Here is a 20388-nt window from a genome sequence, read left to right as displayed (position 1 = left end):
GAATGTGCGGACTCTGCGGGGAGGTCCGGTTCGACGGGGCGGCACCCGATATCGCCGCGGTCGGCCGGATGTGCGCGGCCATGGCGCCGCGCGGGCCCGACGGGTCCGGGGTGCATCAGCACGGTGCCGTCGCGTTCGGCCACCGCAGGCTCTCGATTATCGATCTGTCCACCCGAGGCAGCCAGCCCATGGTGGACAGCGAACTCGGGCTCACTCTGGTATTCAACGGCTGCATCTACAACTACCAAGAGTTGCGTGATGAACTGCGCGGGCTCGGCTACCGGTTCTTCTCGAGCGCCGACAGTGAGGTGGTGCTCAAGGGTTTTCACGCCTGGGGCACGCACTGCGTCGATCGGTTCAAGGGGATGTTCGCCTTCGCCGTCGTGTCGCACGATTCGGGCACCGTCACGCTCGCCCGCGACCGGCTGGGTATCAAGCCGCTCTATCTCGCCGAGTCGCCGGGCCGGCTGAGGTTCGCGTCCTCGATCCCGGCCCTGTTGCGGGCCGGAGACGTGGACACCTCGATCGACCGGATCGCGCTGCACCATTACCTGACGTTTCACTCCGTGGTGCCCGCGCCGCACACCATTTATCACGGGGTGCGCAAACTGCCGCCGGCCACGATTCGCACCATCGACGCACACGGTAAATCCACGAGTCGCCGGTACTGGCAGCCCGATTTCTCGCCCGCGCCCGAGCGCGTTGGATGGTCCGCGCTGGATTGGCAGGCGGCACTGCTCGATTCGCTGCGCGCCGCGGTGGCGCGCCGCATGGTCGCCGATGTGCCGGTCGGCGTGCTGCTGTCCGGCGGTATCGATTCGAGCCTCGTCGTCGCGCTGCTCGCGGAGCAGGGGCAGCGGGACCTGGCGACGTTCAGCATCGGATTCGATTCCGCCGGAGGTGAATCCGGGGAGGAGTACGCCTACTCCGATCTGGTCGCCGAGACGTTCGACACCAGCCACCACAAGATCCACATCGACTCGGACCGGTTGCTGCCCGCGGTGCCGCGCACCGTCGCGGCAATGAGCGAACCGATGGTCAGCCACGACTGCGTGGCGTTCTATCTGCTGTCGGAAGAGGTCAGCAAGTCGGTGAAGGTGGTGCAGTCCGGCCAGGGCGCCGACGAGATCCTCGGCGGTTACGACTGGTACCCACCGTTGCAGGGCGTGGACCGCAGCCACACCACCGAGGCCTACGCGAAGGTGTTCTTCGACCGCTCGCACCAGGACGTGAACGCATTGATCACGTCCGAGTACGGCCTCGACTACGACCCGAGCCGTGAGTTCGCCGCCGCGCATCATGCGGCGCCGGGCGCCGAGACCTCCGTGGACGCGGCGCTGCGGCTGGACACCACGGTGATGCTCGTCGACGACCCGGTGAAACGGGTGGACAACATGACGATGGCGTGGGGTCTGGAGGCGCGCGTGCCGTTCCTCGATCACGAGTTCGTCGAACTGGCCGCGACCTGCCCACCGGAGCTCAAACTCGCCGCCGGCGGCAAGGGCGTGCTCAAGGACGCGAGCCGCGCATTGCTGCCGTCCGCGATAATCGACCGCACAAAGGGGTACTTCCCCGTACCGGGGATCCGGCACCTCGACGGCGCGGTGCTGGATCTGGTGCGGGACGCACTCGGTAGCCGTAGCGCCCTGGACCGGGCCATCTACCGGCCGGAGGCGGTCCAGCGGCTGCTCGCGGCGCCCAACGAGGCGCGTACGACGCTGGGCAGCAACGCGCTGTGGCAGGTCGCCATGTTGGAAATGTGGCTGCAGACGATGGAGGAGAACAACGTTGGCGGTGGTGGCTGACTCCGATGGGGCGCCCGTCTTGGATGGGGCACCCGCGGCCGTCGTAGCTGGGGCCGAGGTCGATCTCGACCACATCCGGTTCACCTCGGGTGCGTCCCTGTCCCCGGACGGTTCCGCGTTCGCCTGCATCGTCGACGACGGTGGCTACCCGCGCGCGGTGCAGCGGTTTCTGTCCGGCCGACGCACCACGTCGGCGCGCTGGGTGCAGCTGCCGGTCGACGGCCCGATCACCCGGGTCATTCACTCCGCGGACGGCCGCTGGCTCGCGTGCCAGGTCGCCCCGCACGGCGGAAACCGCACCCAGGTGTGGGTGGTCACCACCGATCCCGACGATCGCGCCGCCCGTCGCCTCGGCACGGCGGACGACCCGATGGTCGAGTTGGTTGGCTGGGACGGCACGCTCGTCGCGCTCGTGGCGACCGACGAGGAAGGCGTGGCGGAGGCCCGACTGGTCGACCCGTCGACCCATGATGTCGTGGTACTCGATCGCCGCTCGGGCGGTCACCTGGTGGACGCCTGGCGGGCCGACGAGGAGGACGGCTACGCCCTGCTGCGCGTCGGTCCACGTGGCTATCGGGAGTTGCTGCTGTTGTCCCGCGGCGAGAAGGCGCCGCTGCTGCCGGCCGACCCGGGCTCGACCACCGAGATGGGCATCATCCTCGACGATCACAGCCCGGCCGGTCCGGCCAATCCGTTCCGGCGCAGCGGGGCATACGGTGCGCGCGCCTACGGTGACCGCATCCTGGTCCGTAGCGACAACGGCTGCGAGTATGCCCGGCTGCTCGAGGTGGTCGCCTCCGCGGAGGGCACGTCCTACCGGGTGCTCGCCGAGCGGCTGGACTGTGAACTCGACGAGTTCATCGTCAGCGACGACACCAGCACCGTGGCGCTGCTATGGAACATCAAGGGCTGCAGTGAACTTCAGATTCTCAACCTTGCGGACGGTTCGCTGAACGACCCGATCGCGCTGCCCGGCATGGTGGCCTCGGAGCTGTCCATCAGCGCCGACGGATCGCTACTCGCGGTAACGGTGCAGGGCCCGGGCATGCCGCCCTCGGTGGAGTTGGTCGATCCGCGCACCGGCGAATGGGGTCCGGTCGAGCCGGCTCGCACCGAGATCGAGAAGATGCACGTCCCACAGTTGGTGGAGTTTTCGGCGCGCGACGGCACGCCGTTGTCGGGCTGGCTGCACCGCACCGGCGGGCCTGGGCCGGGTCCGGTGCTGCTCTATTTTCACGGCGGTCCGGAAGCGCAGGAACGACCCGGCTACAACTTCCTGTTCCCCGGGCTGGTCGCCTCCGGGATCGCCGTGTTCGCGCCGAACGTGCGCGGGTCGAGCGGCTACGGGCGCGCGTTCTCCCACGCCGACGACCGCTACGGCCGGTTCGCCGGCATCGACGACGTCGCGGACTGCGTCGCCTATCTCGTGGACACCGGTATCGCCGATCCCGAGCGGGTGGCCTGTGCCGGCCGTTCCTATGGGGGCTACCTCACGCTGGCGTCGCTGACCTTCCACGCCGGGCTGTTCGCCACGGGTGTCGCGATCTGCGGCATGAGCGACCTGGAGAGCTTCTACGCCAACACCGAGTCGTGGATCGCGGCCGCGGCCTACCCGAAGTACGGCCATCCCGAATTCGACCGCGAGTTGCTGCACGAACTGTCCCCGATTCACCGGATCGATGACCTCGTCGCGCCGCTGCTCGTGGTGCACGGCGCGTACGACACCAACGTGCCGGTCTCGGAGTCCGAGCAGATCGTCGAGGCACTGCGCGAACGGGGGCGACGCGCGGAGCTGCTCTTCTTCGACGACGAGGGCCACGAGATCGTCAAGCGCGAGAACAAGGCGATCATGTCGGCCACGATCGTGGGGTGGCTCGCCGAGATCCTCGCGCCCGCACCGTTGCCCGAAGGGCTGCACGCCGCTCGTGCCGGTGCGGTGCGTCGGTAGAGTTCGGTTCGTGCGAAGCAAGCTGGCGATCGGCACCACACTCGTGTGCGGCCTGCTCCTCACCGGCTGCGGGGGTGGCAAGGCAGAGGAAACGGCTGCGCCGACCACGACCCGGCCACCGGTGGCGGCCCCCGGCCCATTCTTCGGCGAATGCGGATCGGTGAGCGACGAGGAAGTCGAGGCCGCCTTCGCCATCCCGGATCTACCCGTGGTGACCAGGGATTCGGTGGGGTGCGTGTGGGAGACCGGCGACATCCTCGGTCCGAGCGTGAGCTTCAGCTGGTACCGCGGTTCGCCGATCGGGCGCGAGGCCGCGGGGTCCGGGCTGATCGGCCGGCCGCCGGAAAAGATCGAGATCGCCGGGCATGCGGGTTTCCGCGGCTCGATCGCCAACGAACTGTGCGAGATCGGCGTGCAGTACGACGACAGCTTCTTCCACTGGTCGGTCAGCTACTCCGACACTCCCGCGACCGCGGATCCATGCAGGGTCGCGACCGATCTGGCCAACCTCACCGCATCGAGGACGAAATGAGGGCGCAACTGCGTCGCTGGGCCGGCGCGCTGTTGTCGGCGGCGGCGATTGCGACGCTGGCGACCGGATGTTCGAAGACCGTCGAGGGCACCGCGCTCCCCGCTGGGTCGTCGGGGGAGCACGGTGAATTCCGCAATCTGCTCACCGAGTGCGACGCGGTCGGCGACCAGCAGATCGCCGACGCGGTGGGCGCCGAGGCGATCTCGCGGACGTTCTTCGGCGCGATCTGCCGGTGGGATGCGAGCGGGCCGAGCGGACGAATCAAGGTGGTGTTCAACTGGTTCGAGACCGGGTCGCTCGAGGTGGAACGGCAGACCAACGAGCAGCTCGGCTACGGCGTGGAGGACACCACCATCGAGGGCAGACGCGCGATCCTGCTGCACCGGCCCGGCGACGGCGACTCCTGCGGGGTCAGTGCCGGTGCGCCGGACCAGGGTGTGATCGGGTGGTGGGTGCACTACCGGCCGGGGTCGCCGCACCCGGATCCGTGCGACGCGGCGCGTAAGCTGGCCGAGTTGACGCTCTCGCTGAGCAGGTGAGCAGCGGATTTGTAGAGCCGATCGCGGGCGCGTTTTGCCGCAGGGCACGCCGACGCGTATTGTGGAACATTGTGCCCGGAGCGTGCGGGCAGTGTGAATGCAGTGCGTAGGCCAGCGAGAGCGGCTGACTCGGAGAGTCGTGCCCTGAAATGCTGGCTATTGCTGCGTCCGACACGCCCGACCCCGGGATCCGGGACGCGGCGCGCGGTCTGCACGAGGCGCTCGAGTATTTGAGACAGACGTAAACGACACGAAGAAAGCCGGTCTATGCCAACCATCAACCAGCTGGTCCGCAAGGGTCGTCGCGACAAGGTCGCCAAGACCAAGACCGCGGCCCTGAAGGGGAGCCCGCAGCGTCGTGGCGTGTGCACCCGCGTGTACACGACCACTCCGAAGAAGCCGAACTCCGCGCTCCGGAAGGTCGCTCGCGTGCGCCTCACCAGCTCGGTCGAGGTCACGGCCTACATCCCCGGTGAAGGCCACAACCTGCAGGAGCACTCGATGGTGCTCGTGCGCGGCGGCCGTGTGAAGGACCTCCCCGGTGTCCGCTACAAGATCATTCGCGGTTCGCTCGATACCCAGGGCGTGAAGGGCCGCAAGCAGGCGCGCAGCCGCTACGGCGCGAAGAAGGAGAAGAGCTGATATGCCACGCAAGGGGCCCGCACCCAAGCGTCCGCTGATCAACGACCCGGTTTACGGTTCGCCGCTGGTCACGCAGCTGGTCAACAAGATCCTGATGGACGGCAAGAAGTCGACCGCCGAGCGCATCGTCTACGGCGCGCTCGAGCAGGCGCGTGAGAAGACCGGCACCGATCCGGTCGTCACCCTCAAGCGTGCGCTCGACAACGTCAAGCCGGCACTCGAGGTGAAGTCTCGCCGCGTTGGTGGCGCCACCTACCAGGTGCCGGTCGAGGTCCGCCCGGGCCGGTCGAACACCCTCGCGCTGCGCTGGCTGGTGACTTTCGCGCGGCAGCGTCGTGAGAAGACCATGATCGAGCGCCTCGCCAACGAGCTGCTCGACGCGAGCAACGGCCTCGGTGCCGCGGTGAAGCGCCGGGAAGACACGCACAAGATGGCCGACGCAAACAAGGCCTTCGCGCACTACCGCTGGTGACGGCATGCCGGGGCGGAGCACTTTCCGCATCGTCCCGGCGCTTTGAACAGGCGCTTTATCTGCGCCGACCGACTGGAACTACAAGCTACGAGCGGGGAAGAATCCTGTGGCACAGGACGTGCTCACCGACCTGAACAAGGTCCGCAATATCGGCATCATGGCGCACATCGATGCCGGCAAGACCACCACAACCGAACGCATCCTCTTCTACACCGGTATCAGCTACAAGATCGGTGAGGTCCACGACGGCGCAGCCACCATGGACTGGATGGAGCAGGAGCAGGAACGCGGCATCACCATCACGTCCGCGGCAACCACCTGCTTCTGGAACGACAACCAGATCAACATCATCGACACGCCCGGCCACGTCGACTTCACCGTCGAGGTGGAGCGGTCGCTGCGCGTGCTCGACGGTGCGGTTGCCGTGTTCGATGGCAAGGAGGGCGTCGAGCCCCAGTCCGAGCAGGTGTGGCGTCAGGCCGACAAGTACGACGTGCCGCGTATCTGCTTCGTCAACAAGATGGACAAGCTCGGCGCGGACTTCTACTTCACCGTGCGGACCATCAAGGAGCGTCTCGGTGCCAAGCCGCTGGTCATCCAGCTGCCGATCGGTGCCGAGGACCAGTTCGAGGGCGTCGTCGACCTGGTCGAGATGAACGCCAAGGTGTGGACCGGTGAGACCAAGCTCGGTGAGAAGTACGAGGTCCAGGAGATCCCCGCGGATCTGCAGGAGCGCGCCGAACAGTACCGCCAGGAACTGCTCGAGACCGTCGCCGAGTCCGACGAGGCGCTGCTGGAGAAGTTCTTCGGTGGCGACGAACTCACCGTTGACGAGATCAAGGGCGCGATTCGCAAGCTCACCGTGAGCTCCGAGCTCTACCCGGTGCTGTGCGGCTCCGCGTTCAAGAACAAGGGCGTGCAGCCCATGCTCGACGCGGTGATCGACTACCTCCCGTCGCCGCTGGACGTCGAGTCCGTGCAGGGCCACGCGCCCGGCAACGAGGACGAGCTGCTCACCCGCAAGCCGAGCACCGATGAGCCGTTCGCGGCGCTGGCGTTCAAGATCGCCACGCACCCGTTCTTCGGCAAGCTGACCTACGTCCGGGTGTACTCGGGCAAGGTGGACTCCGGCTCGCAGGTCATCAACGCGACCAAGGGTAAGAAGGAGCGCCTGGGCAAGTTGTTCCAGATGCACTCCAACAAGGAGAACCCGGTTCCGGTCGCGTCTGCCGGGCACATCTACGCCGTGATCGGTCTGAAGGACACGACCACCGGCGACACCCTGTGCGATCCGCAGCAGCAGATCGTGCTCGAGTCGATGACGTTCCCGGACCCGGTTATCCAGGTCTCGATCGAGCCCAAGACCAAGTCCGACCAGGAGAAGCTGGGCACCGCGATCCAGAAGCTCGCTGAGGAGGATCCCACCTTCTCCGTGAAGCAGGACGACGAGACCGGCCAGACCGTCATCGGCGGCATGGGCGAGCTCCACCTCGACATCCTCGTGGACCGCATGAAGCGCGAGTTCAAGGTCGAGGCGAACGTCGGTAAGCCGCAGGTCGCCTATCGCGAGACGATCACCAAGCGGGTCGAGAAGCACGATTTCACCCACAAGAAGCAGACCGGTGGTTCGGGTCAGTTCGCCAAGGTGATCATCGCCCTCGAGCCGTTCGTCGGCGAAGACGGTGCGACCTACGAGTTCGAGAACAAGGTCTCGGGTGGCCGCGTTCCGCGCGAGTACATTCCGTCGGTGGACGCCGGCGCTCAGGACGCCATGCAGTACGGCGTGCTGGCGGGCTACCCGCTGGTGAACCTGAAGCTGACCCTGCTCGACGGTGCCTACCACGACGTCGACTCGTCGGAAATGGCCTTCAAGATCGCCGGTTCGCAGGCGCTGAAGGAAGCCGCCCGCAAGGCCGGGCCGGTTATCCTCGAGCCCCTGATGGCTGTCGAGGTCATCACCCCGGAGGATTACATGGGTGATGTGATCGGCGACTTGAACTCCCGCCGTGGCCAGATTCAGGCCATGGAGGAGCGCAGTGGTGCCCGTGTCGTCAAGGCGCTGGTTCCGCTCTCGGAGATGTTCGGCTACATCGGTGATCTGCGGTCGAAGACCCAGGGCCGGGCGAACTACTCCATGGTGTTCGACTCGTACGCGGAGGTTCCGGCCAACGTGTCCAAGGAGATCATCGCGAAGGCGACCGGCGAATAGCCGATCGCCGGCGCTGGCCGAGTAGCTCCGGCGCTGGTTCACCGAAATAAAAAACAACCGCACTGCTGCAACACAGCAAGTACCAACAAGTCCAGGAGGACACCACAGTGGCGAAGGCGAAGTTCGAGCGGACGAAGCCGCACGTCAACATCGGGACCATCGGTCACGTTGACCACGGCAAAACGACGCTGACCGCGGCTATCACCAAGGTCCTGCACGACAAGTACCCGGATCTCAACGAGAGCTTCGCGTTCGATCAGATCGACAAGGCTCCCGAAGAGAAGCAGCGCGGCATCACGATCAACATCTCGCACGTCGAGTACCAGACCGAGAAGCGCCACTACGCGCACGTCGACGCGCCGGGTCACGCTGACTACATCAAGAACATGATCACCGGTGCTGCGCAGATGGACGGCGCCATCCTCGTGGTCGCGGCCACCGATGGCCCGATGCCGCAGACGCGCGAGCACGTGCTGCTCGCCCGTCAGGTCGGCGTGCCCTACATCCTGGTCGCGCTGAACAAGGCCGACATGGTCGACGACGACGAGATCATCGAGCTCGTCGAGATGGAGGTCCGCGAACTGCTGGGCGCCCAGGAGTTCGACGAGGACGCGCCGGTCATCAAGGTGTCCGCGCTGAAGGCGCTCGAGGGTGACCCGGAGTGGGCCAAGTCCATCGAGGAGCTCATGGCGGCGGTCGACGAGTCCATCCCGGACCCGGTTCGCGACACCGAGAAGCCGTTCCTCATGCCCGTCGAGGACGTCTTCACCATCACCGGTCGTGGCACCGTCGTCACCGGCCGTGTCGAGCGTGGCATCGTCAACGTGAACGAGGAAGTCGAGATCGTCGGTATCAAGCCGACCTCGACCAAGACCACGGTCACCGGTATCGAGATGTTCCGCAAGCTGCTCGATCAGGGCCAGGCGGGCGACAACGTCGGCCTGCTGGTGCGTGGCATCAAGCGTGAGGACGTCGAGCGTGGCCAGGTTGTGGTCAAGCCCGGCACCACCACGCCGCACACCGAGTTCGAGGGCCAGGCGTACATCCTGAACAAGGAGGAGGGCGGCCGCCACACGCCGTTCTTCAACAACTACCGTCCGCAGTTCTACTTCCGTACCACGGACGTGACGGGCGTTGTGACGCTGCCCGAGGGCACCGAGATGGTCATGCCCGGTGACAACACCGAGATGTCGGTCAAGCTGATCCAGCCGATCGCCATGGACGAGGGCCTGCGCTTCGCGATCCGCGAGGGTGGCCGCACCGTCGGCGCCGGTCGCGTCACGAAGATCGTCAAGTAGGCTCCGCCTACGGGATCGTCAAGTAAGCTCCACACCAACAGAACGGCGTCGCTCCGCAAGGGGCGGCGCCGTTCTGCTGTCTGGGCACTGCCTGGGCCCCCGGGCCCGCGGTGATCACGAGCAAATGGCCGCACCCACCGGCGTGTCGCGGGCCAGATGTTCGGGCTCGTGGACGAGTCAGGGGTGGGCGACCGGACGGCCGTGCATCATTCCGTTGACGGCCGGCAGTGCCGCGACAGCGACGACGATGGTGAGCACTCCGACGATCCACGCGGTCCACGCCGCGCCCCCGTAGCCGGTGAAGCCCATCACCCATGGCGAGATGAAGAGCAGGAAGCCCCACACCGCCATCGCGACGTCTGTCATCGACACGTCGGGGAAGAGCATCTGCGCCAGTCCGGACACCGCGATCAGCACGCCGAGCGCGATCAGCGTCGCGCGGGCCGCGTCGTCCGTGCCGACCCAGATTGGGCTCAGTGCGGTGAATGCGCCGAGTACCACAGCCGTCACGTCCTGTGCGCGGCTCGAGGTGTAGACGTTCATTGGCGACCTCCGCCCGGAGAGATGTATGACCTCGTTATCCCACCGATCGAGCCCCGGATCAACGATATTCGTGTGACTCGACTCACATTCGTGACCTGCGGATTTCATCGTTACCGGGTCGTTTCCCGAGGTCGGGCCGATCGGGGTGGCGAGGGTCACCGTCACACTTGGTGGTGCCAGTGAAATCGGGCACATCCGGGTGGTAGACACTACGATCATGGACCGAACTGCTCTGGTCACCGGTGGTGCCGGTGGCCGCGGGTCCGTGGTCGGCGCGCTGCTGCCTACGGACGGCCGGCGCATCGGCGCGCGGTCGCCCGCCGCGCCCGCGATCGCGGGTCTCGGGAGGCGCTTCGGTCTCGAGTCGGTCACGACCGATCGAATCGTCGGGCGGCGTGTCGCGGAGAGCGTGCCGCTCGCCGGCGGCCGAGCGAGCGCGCCGATCTTGGACGTGATCGGCTATCTGTTCAGTGCTGTGTCGGTGCCGATCACCGACGCACAGGTTCCAGTCCCGGGAGTGGGTGCATGAGCGAAAAGAGAATTGTCGTCGTCGGTGCGGGGCTGGCGGGTCTGCGAGCCGCCGAGGAGCTGCGCCTCGGCGGTTTCGACGGAACGCTGATCCTGGTCGGCAATGAGAAGCACCTGCCCTATGACCGGCCGCCGCTGTCGAAGGACGTCGTGCGCGGCGAAACCCACGACACCACGCTTCGTCCGGCCGAGTTCTTCGACGAGAACGGGATCGAACTACGGCTCGGTATCGCCGCGGCGGGCGTCGACCCCGAGGCCAGGACGCTGCGCCTGGCCGATGGCGGCGAGATTGCCTACGACGAACTGGTGATCGCGACCGGACTCACCCCCAAGCGCATCCCCGGACTGCCGGAACTGGCCGGTATCCATGAGTTGCGCACCGTCGACGACGCGCTCGCCCTGCGTGAGGAACTCTCCGCGGGACAGCGCGCCCTGGTGGTCGGCGCCGGCTTCATCGGCTGCGAACTCGCCGCGAGTTTCCGCAAGCTCGGCGTGGACGTCATCCTGCTCGAACCGCAGCCGACGCCGCTGGCCGGCGTGCTCGGCGAGCAAGTCGGTGCGCTGGTGGCTCGATTGCACCGCGAGGAGGGCGTGGACGTGCGCTGCGGGGTCGGGCTCGATTCGTTGTCCGGCGACGACCGGGTGCGCAAGGCCAAACTCACCGACGGCGCCGAACTCGACGTCGACGTTGTCGTGGTGGGTGTCGGCTCGAACCCGGTCACCGAATGGCTGGCCGACTCCGGTATCGCGCTGGCAGACCGTTCCGTCGGTGGCGGCGTGCTCGCCGACGAGCAGGGCCGGACCGGCACCCCGAATGTCTGGGCGCTCGGCGACGTCGCGGCCTGGCTGCACCAGACGGGCAAGCAGAAGCGGGTCGAACACTGGACCAGCGCCGGTGAGCAGGCGCGCGTCGTCGTCGCTGCGATGCTCGGTGCCGACTCGGCGCCGTCGGCGCAGGTGCCGTACTTCTGGAGCGATCAGTATGAGATCAAGATCCAGGCCCTCGGTACGCCCGACGCCAAGGACGATGTACACATCGTCGAGGACGACGGACGCAAGTTCCTGGCCTACTACTCCCGTGACGGCAGGCTCACCGCGGTGGTGGGCGGCGGGCTGCCCGGCAAAGTGATGAAGACCCGGATGAAGGTGGCCAACGGCGTACCCATCGAGGAACTGCTCGGCTGACCGGCACTAGTCTGGGCGGCGTGTTCACGGTTGCGCTGATCGACTCCGGGCTCGGGCTGCTGCCGACTTCGGCATGGCTGCGCAAGCTGCGCCCGGAGCTCGATCTGCTGCTGATGATCGACCCGGACGGTGCACCGTGGGGCCCGAAGCCCGAGCCGTGGATGATCGAGCGGGTGGTGGGCACCGCTCGCGCCGCAGTCGAGTTGGGTGCGCAGGTCGTGGTGCTGCCGTGCAACACCGCGAGCGTCACGGCGCTCGACCACGTGCGCGCCGCGCTGGGGCCGCAGATTCCTGTCGTCGGTACCGTGCCCGCCATCAAACCGGCTGCGGCGGTGTGCCGTTCGGTGGCCGTGTGGGCGACGGCGGCCACCACGGCGAGTCGCTATCAGGCCGAGCTGATCGAGCAGTTCGGCAACGGGGCCGACGTGGTCGGCGTGGCGTGTCATGGTCTCGCGGAGGCGATCGACCGCGGCGACCTGAATGCGATCGACGCCGGTATCGCGGCCGCGGTCGCGGCCACGCCGGACGCCGTGGAGGGCGTCGTCCTCGGCTGCACGCACTATCCGCTTGTCGCGGGCGCGATCACGGCCGGCCTGCCGGAAGGGGTGCGGCTGTTCGACAGCGCGGAGGCGGTCGCCGCGCAGACGTTGCGCCGCATCGATGCGCTCGCCTTGCCGATCGGCACCGTGACCGGTACCGCCACCGGCACAGTGCGAGTGATCGCGAGTGGCCGACCCGCTGTATTGCCCTCCGGTGCTGCAGCTTTCGAGCCAGGCCGCATTCTCGGCGCGGAGCGCGCCGGCGAGCCCGCGCAGTGACCGTGGCGGCGACCGCTGCCGACGTGCAGGCCGCGCTTGCCGAACGCGCCGACCCCGCGGATGCCGTCCACCTGCAACGGTTCTTCAAGACCGGCCCCGGCCAGTACGGAGAGGGCGACGTCTTCATCGGTGTTCGCGTGCCTGCCACCAGGTCTGTCGTCAAAGAGTTCGTTGCCCTGCCCGCGGGTGAGGTGGACGAGCTGCTCGACAGTGCGGTGCACGAGCATCGCCTCGCCGCGTTGCTGATCCTCAATGCGCAGTTCGCCCGCGCGTCGCGCCCGCGCACTGCCAATCAGGCGGCGCGCGAGCGGATCGTCGAGCAGTATCTCGCGGCCGTGCGCCGGGGCAGGGTGAACAACTGGGATCTCGTCGATTCCTCGGCCGAATACGTGCTCGGCGCCTGGTTGCTCGATCGCCCGCGGGATGTCCTGGACGCACTCGCCGCCAGCGAGGTGCTGTGGGAACGACGGGTGGCGCTACTCGCCACGTTAGCGTTCATCAAATCCGGTGATCCCACGACCACGTTGACACTGTCCGAGCGTCTGCTCGCGGACCGCGCCGATCTGATCCAGAAGGCGGTCGGCTGGATGCTGCGCGAGGTGGGCAAGCGGGTGGACCGAGCCGTTCTGCTCGATTTTCTCGAGCGGTACGCGCCGCAGATGGGACGTACTGCGCTCAGCTATGCCACCGAGCATTTCGACCCCGAAACACGGGCGCGTCTGCGCGCGGCGCGGGATTAGGTTGTCTCGACTCGGAATACGGCACAGCGGCCGGCCAGGGTCGCGAAGGCGTCCGGGGTGACGGCGTCGACGACACCCGCGTCCTTCATGATCTTCGCCCCGTCTGCGGCCTGTACGGGCCATGCGCGCAGCACGGGTGTGGCTGCTGCCGAGTCCAATTCGACGAGGCGGACCCGCTCGACGGTCTTACCCACCGACAGGTCCGCGATCCCGCCGGCGGCGCGGACATTGCGGGCCCAGTCGGCGCCCGGGAATCCTTCCAGCACATACCGAACGCCGTCGAGAGTGACCACCGTCAGCGGCGTTCGGCGGGGCTTGCCACTGCGGCGGCCCGCAACGGTCAGCACCGGTAGGTCGCGCATTGCGCCGACGCGCCGCACCAGCAGCAGGACACGGTTCAACGGCTTGAGCCAGCGGGGCGGTCTGATGCGGTCCGGGTTGGTCATCGGTGTTCGGCGCCGTTCCTAGAACTCGATTTCGATATCGTCCGCGGTCGGGTGGGCCTGGCAGCCGAGGATGATGCCGTCGGCGATGTCTGCGGGGTCGAGGATCTCGTCGTTGTCCATGTCCACGGTGCCCTTCAGCAGGGTGGCGGCACACGATCCGCATTCGCCTTCGTTGCAGGAGTAGGGCACGTCGATGCCCTTGGCGAGCATGAGGTCGACCAGTGTCTGGCGGCGCGGCCATTTCAGGGTGTGCGTTTCACCGTCGAGCTGCACCGCGACGGTGGCGGCATCGGCTTCGTCTTCGGCGGAGAGTTCAACCGGAGCGGCATCGGTGAACGGGTCGCCGGCCAACGAGTTGAACACTTCGGCGTGCACGCGGGCGCGCGGGATGTCGAGCTTGGCCAGCGCGTCGTGCACGGCGTCCATGAACGGCCCCGGCCCGCACATGAAGGCGTTGTACGCGGTGAATGGGGCGGCGAGGGTGGCCAACTGGGTGGCGGTGGGCAGCCCCTGCACTGCCTCGATCCAGTGCACGATGGTGAGCCGGTCCGGGTATTCGGCGGCCAGTTCACGTAGTTCGGCGGCGAAGATGACCGAGTCCTGGTCGCGGTTTGCGTAGATCAACACCACTTTGCCGCTGCCCTGGTCGAGGGCCGATTTGAGAATGGAGATGACCGGGGTGATGCCGGACCCGGCGCCGAAGAGCAGCAGGTCGGCGTCGAGGTCCTTGGGGCTGAAGTGGCCCGACGGGGGGAGTACCTCGATCCGGTCGCCGGCCTTCAGGTTGTCGCAGAGCCAGTTGGAGCCGTAGCCGTCGACGGTGCGTTTGACGGTGACCTTGGGCTTGTCGTCGGTGTGTGGGGAGGAGGCCAGTGAGTAGCAGCGGGCGACCGAGCCGGTGCGCTCGGAGGGGACGCGCAGGGTGAGGAACTGGCCCGGCTTGTAGCGGAACCGCTCGCGATGCTCCTCGGGAATCTCGAATTCCAGCGAGCACGCGTCGGCGGTCTCGGCGATGACCTCCGCCACGGTCACGATGACCGAGCGGGAGCCGTGTGGCACGTCAACGGTGGTCATCGGCGGCCGGATCCTCCTGTCGGGCGGAAAAAACTAGAACGTGTTCTAGTGGGAATGCTACTGACCTTCCCCGGCAGTGACAAGCAGGCCGATCTGCGCCGGTCAGTCGTCGGGCGGCAGCAGGCCGGCCACGCCGCCGTGCAGACTGCGCGCACCCGCTGTGAGCAGGTCGGATAGCGACGTTTCGTCATCGAGCAGCCACTGTTCGTAGGCGGCTACCGCGATGCCGAGCAGCAGCCAACCAACCGTTCGCGGGCCGTGGTCGGTCGCTGCGGTGCCGGTCCGAATGGCCACATAATCGGCGACGACGCCGCGCCAGCCCTCGTACATCACCATCGAGTAGGCCTGCAGCGACGGGACCGTGAGGATCAGTGCCATTCGGCTTCGGTGCAGCGCGATCTGGTCCGCCGGGACGTCGTTGAAATCGAGCAGCGCCCGGGTCAGGGCGTCGGGGAGCGGAGTGTCGAGCGGGATCTCGCTCAACTGCCTGCGCATCAGGCCGAGATGCCCGTCGAAGTCCCCCCAGGGCAGCGCGTTCTTCGACGGGAAGTAGCGGAAGAAGGTCCGGCGCGCGATTCCGGCCGCTTCGGCGACCTCGTCGATGCTCGTGTCCTCGAACCCGCGCTCGGTGAACAGCTCGATGCCGATACCGCTGATCCGGTCCTTAGTCGTGGCCGGGCGTCGGCCGATATTTCCCGCCGTGCCACGACCGGCAGGTCCCGTCGAGCCACGACCGGCAGGTCCCGTCGAGCCATGGCTCGGTGCGGCCGACGACCTCGAGCTTTGGATCATGTCGCCATCTTCGCAGGCCAGGTGTGCCCCCGTCTTCCGTTTGTGCACTCGATGCCATTACAGTGGTGAGCCAGCTCACAGGTGTACTAGGAGAGAGTCGATGTTCGTTCGTGCCGCTCGCGCGCAGGAGCGCGCGTGACCGCGGACGGATGGGCAGCGCGAACCCGATCCCGGGCGGCCCTGGCCAATGGGCCGCGGGCGGCCGTGCTCACCGAACCGGTTGTGCTCGCCGGCCGGGTCGCCACCTCCCGGGTCGTCTTCGGCCCGCACGAGACGAATCTGTGCAACCGACGGTCGCTCTCGCCGAAATCCGTTGCGTACTACGAACGTCGAGCCCGTGGCGGCGCCGGAATCGTGGTGACCGAGTATGCGTCGGTCGGTCCGGACGACTGGCCGTACGAGCGCGCGCCCCTTGCAACCGAGTGCGTCACGGGCTGGCGGGACAGTGCCGCCGCATGTCACGCCCACGGCACCCTGCTGCTTGCGGGATTGAGCCACAACGGTTCTCAGGGTTCCACCGCGTATTCGCGCAGCATCCTGTACGCGCCCTCCCGGGTCCCGGATCCGGGATCGCGCGAACTGCCGAGTGAAATGCAGCCCGCCGATATCGCCACAGTCGTGTCCGGGTTCGCCGAAGCGGCTGCGCTCGCGGCCGGCGCCGGTGTGGACGGTGTCGAGCTCGATGCCGGCGCGACCGGCCTGCTTCGGCAGTTCCACTCCGGGCTGACGAATGAGCGCACCGACACCTTCGGCACGGACCGGCTGCGCTTCACGCGTGAGGTGATTGCGGGGGTGCGCGCCGCAATTGGCTCGGATCGTATTCTCGCGCTGCGGTTGTCCTGCGATGAGCTGGCGCCGTGGGCCGGCATCACGCCGGAATCGGCGGCCGAGGATGCCGCCGCCCTCGCCGACTCGATCGACCTGCTCACGGTGGTCCGCGGCGGCGCTCTGCACCTCGCGGCATACCGGCCCGACGCGCACATGCCACCGGGATTCAACCGCGACCTGTCCCGTACCATCCGTAGCCGGGTCGCCGGACGCGTCCCGATTGTTTTGCAGGGCAGCATGATCGACGCCGAATCTGCGCAGCAAGCCCTCGACGACGGGGTCGCCGACCTCGTCGAGATGACGCGCGCGCAGATCGCGGATCCCGATCTCGTGCGCAAGGTGCGCAGCGGCCACCGGCCCAGGCCGTGCGTGTTGTGCAATCAGGCCTGTCTCGTCCGCGATGTTCGCAACCCACTCGTGGGCTGCATCGGGAACCCCGACGCGGGCCATGAAATGGATCGCCCGCCGGTACCGCAAGAACAGTCGGGTGCCGCCCTTGTCGTCGGCGGTGGCGCCGCCGGGTTGGAGGCTGCCCGGGTACTCGCCGAGCGAGGGCATCCGGTGACACTGCGCGAGCGCTCGAACCGGTTGGGCGGCATGGCCCGAGCCGCTGCGGTCGGGGAGAGTCGCACCATGCTCGCCCGGCTCACCGACTGGTTGGCGAACGAATGTCACTCCCTCGGAGTGCGGATCGAACTCGACGCCGAGGTCGGCGCGGACGACATCGACGCCGCTCGTCGGGCCGGCGAAACCGTGATCGTGGCGACCGGAAGTCGGGACGCCCCAACGCGATACCGCGTCGACCCACCGGTTCGGCTGCTCACTGCGCCGATGGTGCTTGTGGGCGCACAACTACCGGCGGGACCGGTACTGCTCGACGATCCGATCGGGGGACCGATTGCGGTCGCGCTCGCCGAATGGCTCGCCGCACGCGGACACGAGGTCGCGATTGCTACCGGTGATCGGCTCGTCGGCAGCCAACTCGCCATGACGGGCGATCTCGTCGGGGCCAACCACCGGCTGCAACGGGCCGGTGTCGCACGACATCTCGGGGTGGTCATCCGCTCGGCGGGTGCAGACGGCACGATGCTCGAGGACGTGTTCACCGGCGAGCAGTTCGGCGTCGCCTGCGCAACCTTGGTCGACTGCGGGCATCGTGTGCCCGACGACGCGCTATGGCGGGCGCGGCCCGAAACCGTGCGAATCGGGGATTGCGTCGCACCGCGCACGCTCGCCGAAGCGATCCGCGAAGGACGGGCCGCAGCGCTCGCTACCCGCCCCGCGAGTACCGCCACTGCCACGTCCGTTGGCGGGCTCGAGGTGTGACCGCCAACTTCCCGCGCCTTTTCGACCCGCTGCGAATCGGGCCGCGCACACTGACGAGCCGCATTGTCTTCTGCGCGCACCTGACGAACTACGCAACCGACGGACTGCCGACCTCGCAGCACGCCGCGTACTACGCGGCCCGCGCGAAAGGTGGTGCGGGGCTGATCATCACCGAGGAGCACACCACTCACCCCACCGATCACCCCTACGAGAAGCTGATCCGGGGGTACGACCCGGCGTCGATACCGGGGTACCGCGCCATAACCGACGCGGTACACCGGTACGGCGTGCCGATTCTCGCCCAGCTCAACCACAATGGTGGCCAGGGGACCGGCATGTATTCGAGGCTGCCGTTGTGGGCGCCCAGCGCGATTGCCGACCCGATGTTCCGTGAGGTGCCCAAGCAGATCGACGATCGCGAGATCGCCGAGGTCGTCGAGGGGTTCGCTCTGGTCGCGGGGCACTGCCGCGACGGCGGCTTCGACGGGGTGGAGTTGCAATGCTCGCAATCGTCGATCATCCGGGCATTCCTGTCGCCCGCCACGAACCGGCGCACCGACCGGTTCGGCGGCAGCGTGGCCAACCGCGCGCGGCTGCTGCTCGATGTGGTGGCCGCGGTGCGGCAGGCGCTGGGACCGGAGCCGATCCTGGGGGTCCGGCTGTGCGGTGACGAAAAGATCGACGGTGGAACGGAACTCGACGACGCCGTGGCGGTGGCTCGCCTCGTCGCCGCAACCGGGCAGATCGACTATGTGAACACCGCGATCGGGGTCGCCACCGCGTCGCTGCACACCATCGAGGCATCGATGGCGACGCCGCGCGGCTATGCCAACTACATTCCCGCCGCGATCCGCGCAGCCGTCGACGTGCCGGTGATCGGTGTTGGTCGGTTCGGTGATCCGGAGCAGGCCGAGCGTGCACTGGGCGACGGGGTGTGCGATCTGGTCGGCGTGGTGCGGGGCCAGATCGCCGAACCCGAGTTCGCCGCGCTCGCTCGCGCGGGACGCGCGCCGGTGCGTACCTGCCTGGCGTGCAATCAGGACTGCATCGGGCGGGTCGGACTCAACCACGCGCTTGGTTGCGTGGTGAATGCCCGGGCCGGGGCCGAGTGGTTGCCGTCGCCGACCACGCGGGCGGGTCGGCGGGTTGTGGTGATCGGGGCAGGTCCGGCCGGGCTGCAAGCCGCCGCGTCGGCAGCAGAGCATGGCCATCGGGTGACGCTGTTCGAGCGCGACGAGGTTGTCGGCGGCCAGGTGCGGCTTGCCGCGGCGGCACCCTTTCGTGGCGAATTGTCCATGGTGACAGCCGATCTGCATGACCGGTGCAAGCGGGCCGGGGTGGAGATCGTGCTCGGCACCGACGCCGATCCGGTGGTCATCCGGGGTGTTCGGCCCGACACCGTCGTGCTGGCGACCGGGGCGCGTCCGATCCGGCCGCGCTGGGCGGGGACGGTGCGCTCGATCGTCGATGTGCGAGAGGTGCTGTCCGGCGCGGTCGTCCCCACCGGGCGGATCCTGGTCTATGACGAACTGGGCTTTCACCAGGCCACGTCGGTCGCCGAGTTGCTTGCCGACCGCGGGTGTGTGGTCACCCTGGCGACGAATGCACTGGTGGTCGGGCAGGATCTCGGCCTCACCCTCGATCTGCCGGGGTGGCTGCGCCGGGCGGCCGCGAAGGGGATCGAGACGCGCACCGACGTGGTGCCGATGAGCGCGGTGGCCGTCCCGCCCGTGGTCTCGGTCCAGATCTTGCACCATCCCACCGGGCGGGTCGGCACCGAAGCCTTCGATTGGGTGGTGTGCTCGTTGCATCAGCAGCCGGCGAATGAATTGCGGAAACAGTTGGTGGACAGTGAGTTCGATACACTGTGCATCGGTGATGCGCGCGTGCCGCGACGGATCGACGCGGCGATTCGGGAAGGCCATCGGGTGGGGACAACGCTATGACCGATAAGGATCAACTGGGGACGCGGGCCTGGCCCGAACTGCGGGACGTGTCCGGTGCACTGCTCGTCCCCGTCGGATCGGTCGAACAACACGGACCGCATCTGCCGCTGGCGACCGACACCACGATCGCGACGGCCGTGGCCGCCGCGCTGCCCGGCCTGCATGCACCCGCGGTGGCATTCGGTGCCAGCGGTGAGCACGAGGGTTTCGCCGGGACGATGTCCATCGGTACGGCAGCGCTGAGCTCGGTGCTGGTGGAGCTGGGTCGGTCGGCTTGCCGCTGGGCGCCCCGGATCTGTTTCGTGAATGGTCACGGCGGCAATTCGGTTGCCGTGGCGGATGCGGTGCGGCTGTTGCGATTCGAGGGACGCGACGCGGGCTGGCTGCCGTGCGCCGTGCCCCGCGCGGACGCGCACGCGGGCCGTACCGAGACCTCGTTGATGCTGCACCTGGACCCGGAATCGGTACGTACGGACCTCGCCGAGGCGGGCAATACCGAATCGATCGCGGCGCTGCTGCCGCGACTGCGCGCGGGTGGCATGGCGGCCGTCAGCGCCAACGGCGTGCTGGGTGACCCGACCGGCGCGTCCGCAGCGGAGGGCGAGCGCCTCTTCGAACAGATGGTGGTGCTGGCCGCCGACTGTTTCGCCAGGTGGGCACCGGACGGATTCGGGCGATTGCAATAAGTTCCACATTCATTCGCCGGTTGCCTCCGCC

At 67.7% G+C, this 20388-nt stretch carries 19 protein-coding genes; 15 read left to right on the top strand and 4 right to left on the bottom strand.

Annotation, left to right across the window (positions count from 1 at the left end):
* Positions 1 to 2 precede the first annotated feature (2 nt).
* From OG921_RS00200 to tuf, 8 genes are all read left to right on the top strand, one after another.
* On the top strand, positions 3 to 1805 hold the full coding sequence (locus tag OG921_RS00200; RefSeq protein ID WP_266110340.1) for an N-acetylglutaminylglutamine amidotransferase: 1803 nt from the start codon (positions 3 to 5) through the stop codon (positions 1803 to 1805).
* Positions 1806 to 1902: 97 nt separating this feature from the next.
* The gene (locus tag OG921_RS00195; protein WP_266110990.1) at positions 1903 to 3753 is read left to right on the top strand and encodes a S9 family peptidase; all 1851 of its coding nucleotides are present in this window, start codon (positions 1903 to 1905) and stop codon (positions 3751 to 3753) included.
* A gap of 10 nt (positions 3754 to 3763) precedes the next feature.
* Positions 3764 to 4285 carry a DUF3558 domain-containing protein gene (locus tag OG921_RS00190; RefSeq protein WP_266110339.1) on the top strand — a complete coding sequence of 174 codons (522 nt, stop codon included), beginning with the start codon at positions 3764 to 3766 and terminating at the stop codon, positions 4283 to 4285.
* On the top strand, positions 4282 to 4824 hold the full coding sequence (locus tag OG921_RS00185) for a DUF3558 domain-containing protein (RefSeq protein ID WP_266110338.1): 543 nt from the start codon (positions 4282 to 4284) through the stop codon (positions 4822 to 4824). Before OG921_RS00190 ends, OG921_RS00185 begins: the two co-directional genes overlap by 4 nt.
* Positions 4825 to 5091: 267 nt before the next feature.
* Entirely contained in the window at positions 5092 to 5466 is a 375-nt protein-coding gene (rpsL, locus tag OG921_RS00180) for a 30S ribosomal protein S12 (protein WP_266110337.1), read from the top strand.
* 1 nt (position 5467) lies between these two features.
* Positions 5468 to 5938, top strand: a complete 471-nt coding sequence (gene rpsG, locus OG921_RS00175; RefSeq protein WP_266110336.1) for a 30S ribosomal protein S7 — start codon at positions 5468 to 5470, stop codon at positions 5936 to 5938.
* A 106-nt stretch (positions 5939 to 6044) separates the two neighbouring features.
* The gene (gene fusA / locus OG921_RS00170) at positions 6045 to 8147 is read left to right on the top strand and encodes an elongation factor G (RefSeq protein WP_266110335.1); all 2103 of its coding nucleotides are present in this window, start codon (positions 6045 to 6047) and stop codon (positions 8145 to 8147) included.
* Positions 8148 to 8254: 107 nt separating this feature from the next.
* Positions 8255 to 9445 (top strand): elongation factor Tu, encoded by a 1191-nt coding sequence (tuf, locus tag OG921_RS00165; RefSeq protein ID WP_266110334.1) that lies wholly within the window; start codon positions 8255 to 8257, stop codon positions 9443 to 9445.
* A gap of 177 nt (positions 9446 to 9622) precedes the next feature.
* Here the strand turns inward: tuf and OG921_RS00160 are convergent, their stop codons facing one another.
* The gene (locus tag OG921_RS00160) at positions 9623 to 9988 is read right to left on the bottom strand and encodes an SPW repeat protein (RefSeq protein WP_266110333.1); all 366 of its coding nucleotides are present in this window, start codon (positions 9986 to 9988) and stop codon (positions 9623 to 9625) included.
* Between the two features lie 217 nt (positions 9989 to 10205).
* On the opposite strand from OG921_RS00160, the gene OG921_RS00155 reads away from it, so the two are divergent.
* From OG921_RS00155 to OG921_RS00140, 4 genes are read left to right on the top strand one after another with little or no spacing between them, the layout of a single operon-like run.
* Positions 10206 to 10517, top strand: coding sequence for a hypothetical protein (locus tag OG921_RS00155; protein ID WP_266110332.1), 312 nt, complete (start codon positions 10206 to 10208; stop codon positions 10515 to 10517).
* Positions 10514 to 11701 carry an NAD(P)/FAD-dependent oxidoreductase gene (locus OG921_RS00150; protein WP_266110331.1) on the top strand — a complete coding sequence of 396 codons (1188 nt, stop codon included), beginning with the start codon at positions 10514 to 10516 and terminating at the stop codon, positions 11699 to 11701. The genes OG921_RS00155 and OG921_RS00150 overlap by 4 nt, the downstream gene beginning before the upstream one ends.
* 20 nt (positions 11702 to 11721) lie before the next feature.
* Complete coding sequence (locus OG921_RS00145) at positions 11722 to 12519, top strand: glutamate racemase (protein ID WP_266110330.1); 798 nt, start codon at positions 11722 to 11724, stop codon at positions 12517 to 12519.
* Positions 12516 to 13259, top strand: a complete 744-nt coding sequence (locus OG921_RS00140) for a DNA alkylation repair protein (RefSeq protein ID WP_266110329.1) — start codon at positions 12516 to 12518, stop codon at positions 13257 to 13259. Before OG921_RS00145 ends, OG921_RS00140 begins: the two co-directional genes overlap by 4 nt.
* On the opposite strand, the gene OG921_RS00135 is transcribed toward OG921_RS00140, so the two are convergent.
* The 3 genes from OG921_RS00135 to mftR form a co-directional block, all read right to left on the bottom strand.
* Positions 13256 to 13705 (bottom strand): nitroreductase/quinone reductase family protein, encoded by a 450-nt coding sequence (locus OG921_RS00135; protein WP_266110328.1) that lies wholly within the window; start codon positions 13703 to 13705, stop codon positions 13256 to 13258. The genes OG921_RS00140 and OG921_RS00135 overlap by 4 nt on opposite strands.
* Positions 13706 to 13723: 18 nt before the next feature.
* Entirely contained in the window at positions 13724 to 14779 is a 1056-nt protein-coding gene (locus OG921_RS00130) for a ferredoxin--NADP reductase (RefSeq protein ID WP_266110327.1), read from the bottom strand.
* A gap of 102 nt (positions 14780 to 14881) precedes the next feature.
* Positions 14882 to 15571, bottom strand: a complete 690-nt coding sequence (gene mftR, locus OG921_RS00125) for a mycofactocin system transcriptional regulator (protein WP_266110326.1) — start codon at positions 15569 to 15571, stop codon at positions 14882 to 14884.
* Between the two features lie 204 nt (positions 15572 to 15775).
* Here mftR and OG921_RS00120 point away from each other — a divergent pair, with 204 nt between their 5' ends.
* The 3 genes from OG921_RS00120 to mftE are packed head-to-tail and all read left to right on the top strand — an operon-like array spanning position 15776 to position 20357.
* Complete coding sequence (locus tag OG921_RS00120; protein WP_266110989.1) at positions 15776 to 17725, top strand: mycofactocin system FadH/OYE family oxidoreductase 1; 1950 nt, start codon at positions 15776 to 15778, stop codon at positions 17723 to 17725.
* Complete coding sequence (locus OG921_RS00115; protein ID WP_266110325.1) at positions 17722 to 19671, top strand: mycofactocin system FadH/OYE family oxidoreductase 2; 1950 nt, start codon at positions 17722 to 17724, stop codon at positions 19669 to 19671. Before OG921_RS00120 ends, OG921_RS00115 begins: the two co-directional genes overlap by 4 nt.
* Positions 19668 to 20357 carry a mycofactocin biosynthesis peptidyl-dipeptidase MftE gene (mftE, locus tag OG921_RS00110; protein ID WP_266110324.1) on the top strand — a complete coding sequence of 230 codons (690 nt, stop codon included), beginning with the start codon at positions 19668 to 19670 and terminating at the stop codon, positions 20355 to 20357. Before OG921_RS00115 ends, mftE begins: the two co-directional genes overlap by 4 nt.
* Positions 20358 to 20388 lie beyond the last annotated feature (31 nt).

Source organism: Aldersonia sp. NBC_00410, assembly GCF_026342035.1.
Lineage (GTDB): Bacteria > Actinomycetota > Actinomycetes > Mycobacteriales > Mycobacteriaceae > Aldersonia.
The sequence above is the reverse complement of the archived record's forward strand: the minus strand, read 5'-3'. Positions and strand labels throughout refer to the sequence as shown.

Bases quoted from the DNA above. Each gene is read 5' to 3' on its own strand.
- OG921_RS00200 (WP_266110340.1), top strand. From the start codon at position 3: ATGTGCGGACTCTGCGGGGAGGTCCGGTTCGACGGGGCGGCACCCGAT.
- OG921_RS00185 (WP_266110338.1), top strand. From the start codon at position 4,282: ATGAGGGCGCAACTGCGTCGCTGGGCCGGCGCGCTGTTGTCGGCGGCG.
- rpsL (WP_266110337.1), top strand. From the start codon at position 5,092: ATGCCAACCATCAACCAGCTGGTCCGCAAGGGTCGTCGCGACAAGGTC.
- rpsG (WP_266110336.1), top strand. From the start codon at position 5,468: ATGCCACGCAAGGGGCCCGCACCCAAGCGTCCGCTGATCAACGACCCG.
- OG921_RS00160 (WP_266110333.1), bottom strand. From the start codon at position 9,988: ATGAACGTCTACACCTCGAGCCGCGCACAGGACGTGACGGCTGTGGTA.
- OG921_RS00155 (WP_266110332.1), top strand. From the start codon at position 10,206: ATGGACCGAACTGCTCTGGTCACCGGTGGTGCCGGTGGCCGCGGGTCC.
- OG921_RS00150 (WP_266110331.1), top strand. From the start codon at position 10,514: ATGAGCGAAAAGAGAATTGTCGTCGTCGGTGCGGGGCTGGCGGGTCTG.
- OG921_RS00135 (WP_266110328.1), bottom strand. From the start codon at position 13,705: ATGACCAACCCGGACCGCATCAGACCGCCCCGCTGGCTCAAGCCGTTG.
- OG921_RS00130 (WP_266110327.1), bottom strand. From the start codon at position 14,779: ATGACCACCGTTGACGTGCCACACGGCTCCCGCTCGGTCATCGTGACC.
- mftR (WP_266110326.1), bottom strand. From the start codon at position 15,571: ATGATCCAAAGCTCGAGGTCGTCGGCCGCACCGAGCCATGGCTCGACG.
- mftE (WP_266110324.1), top strand. From the start codon at position 19,668: ATGACCGATAAGGATCAACTGGGGACGCGGGCCTGGCCCGAACTGCGG.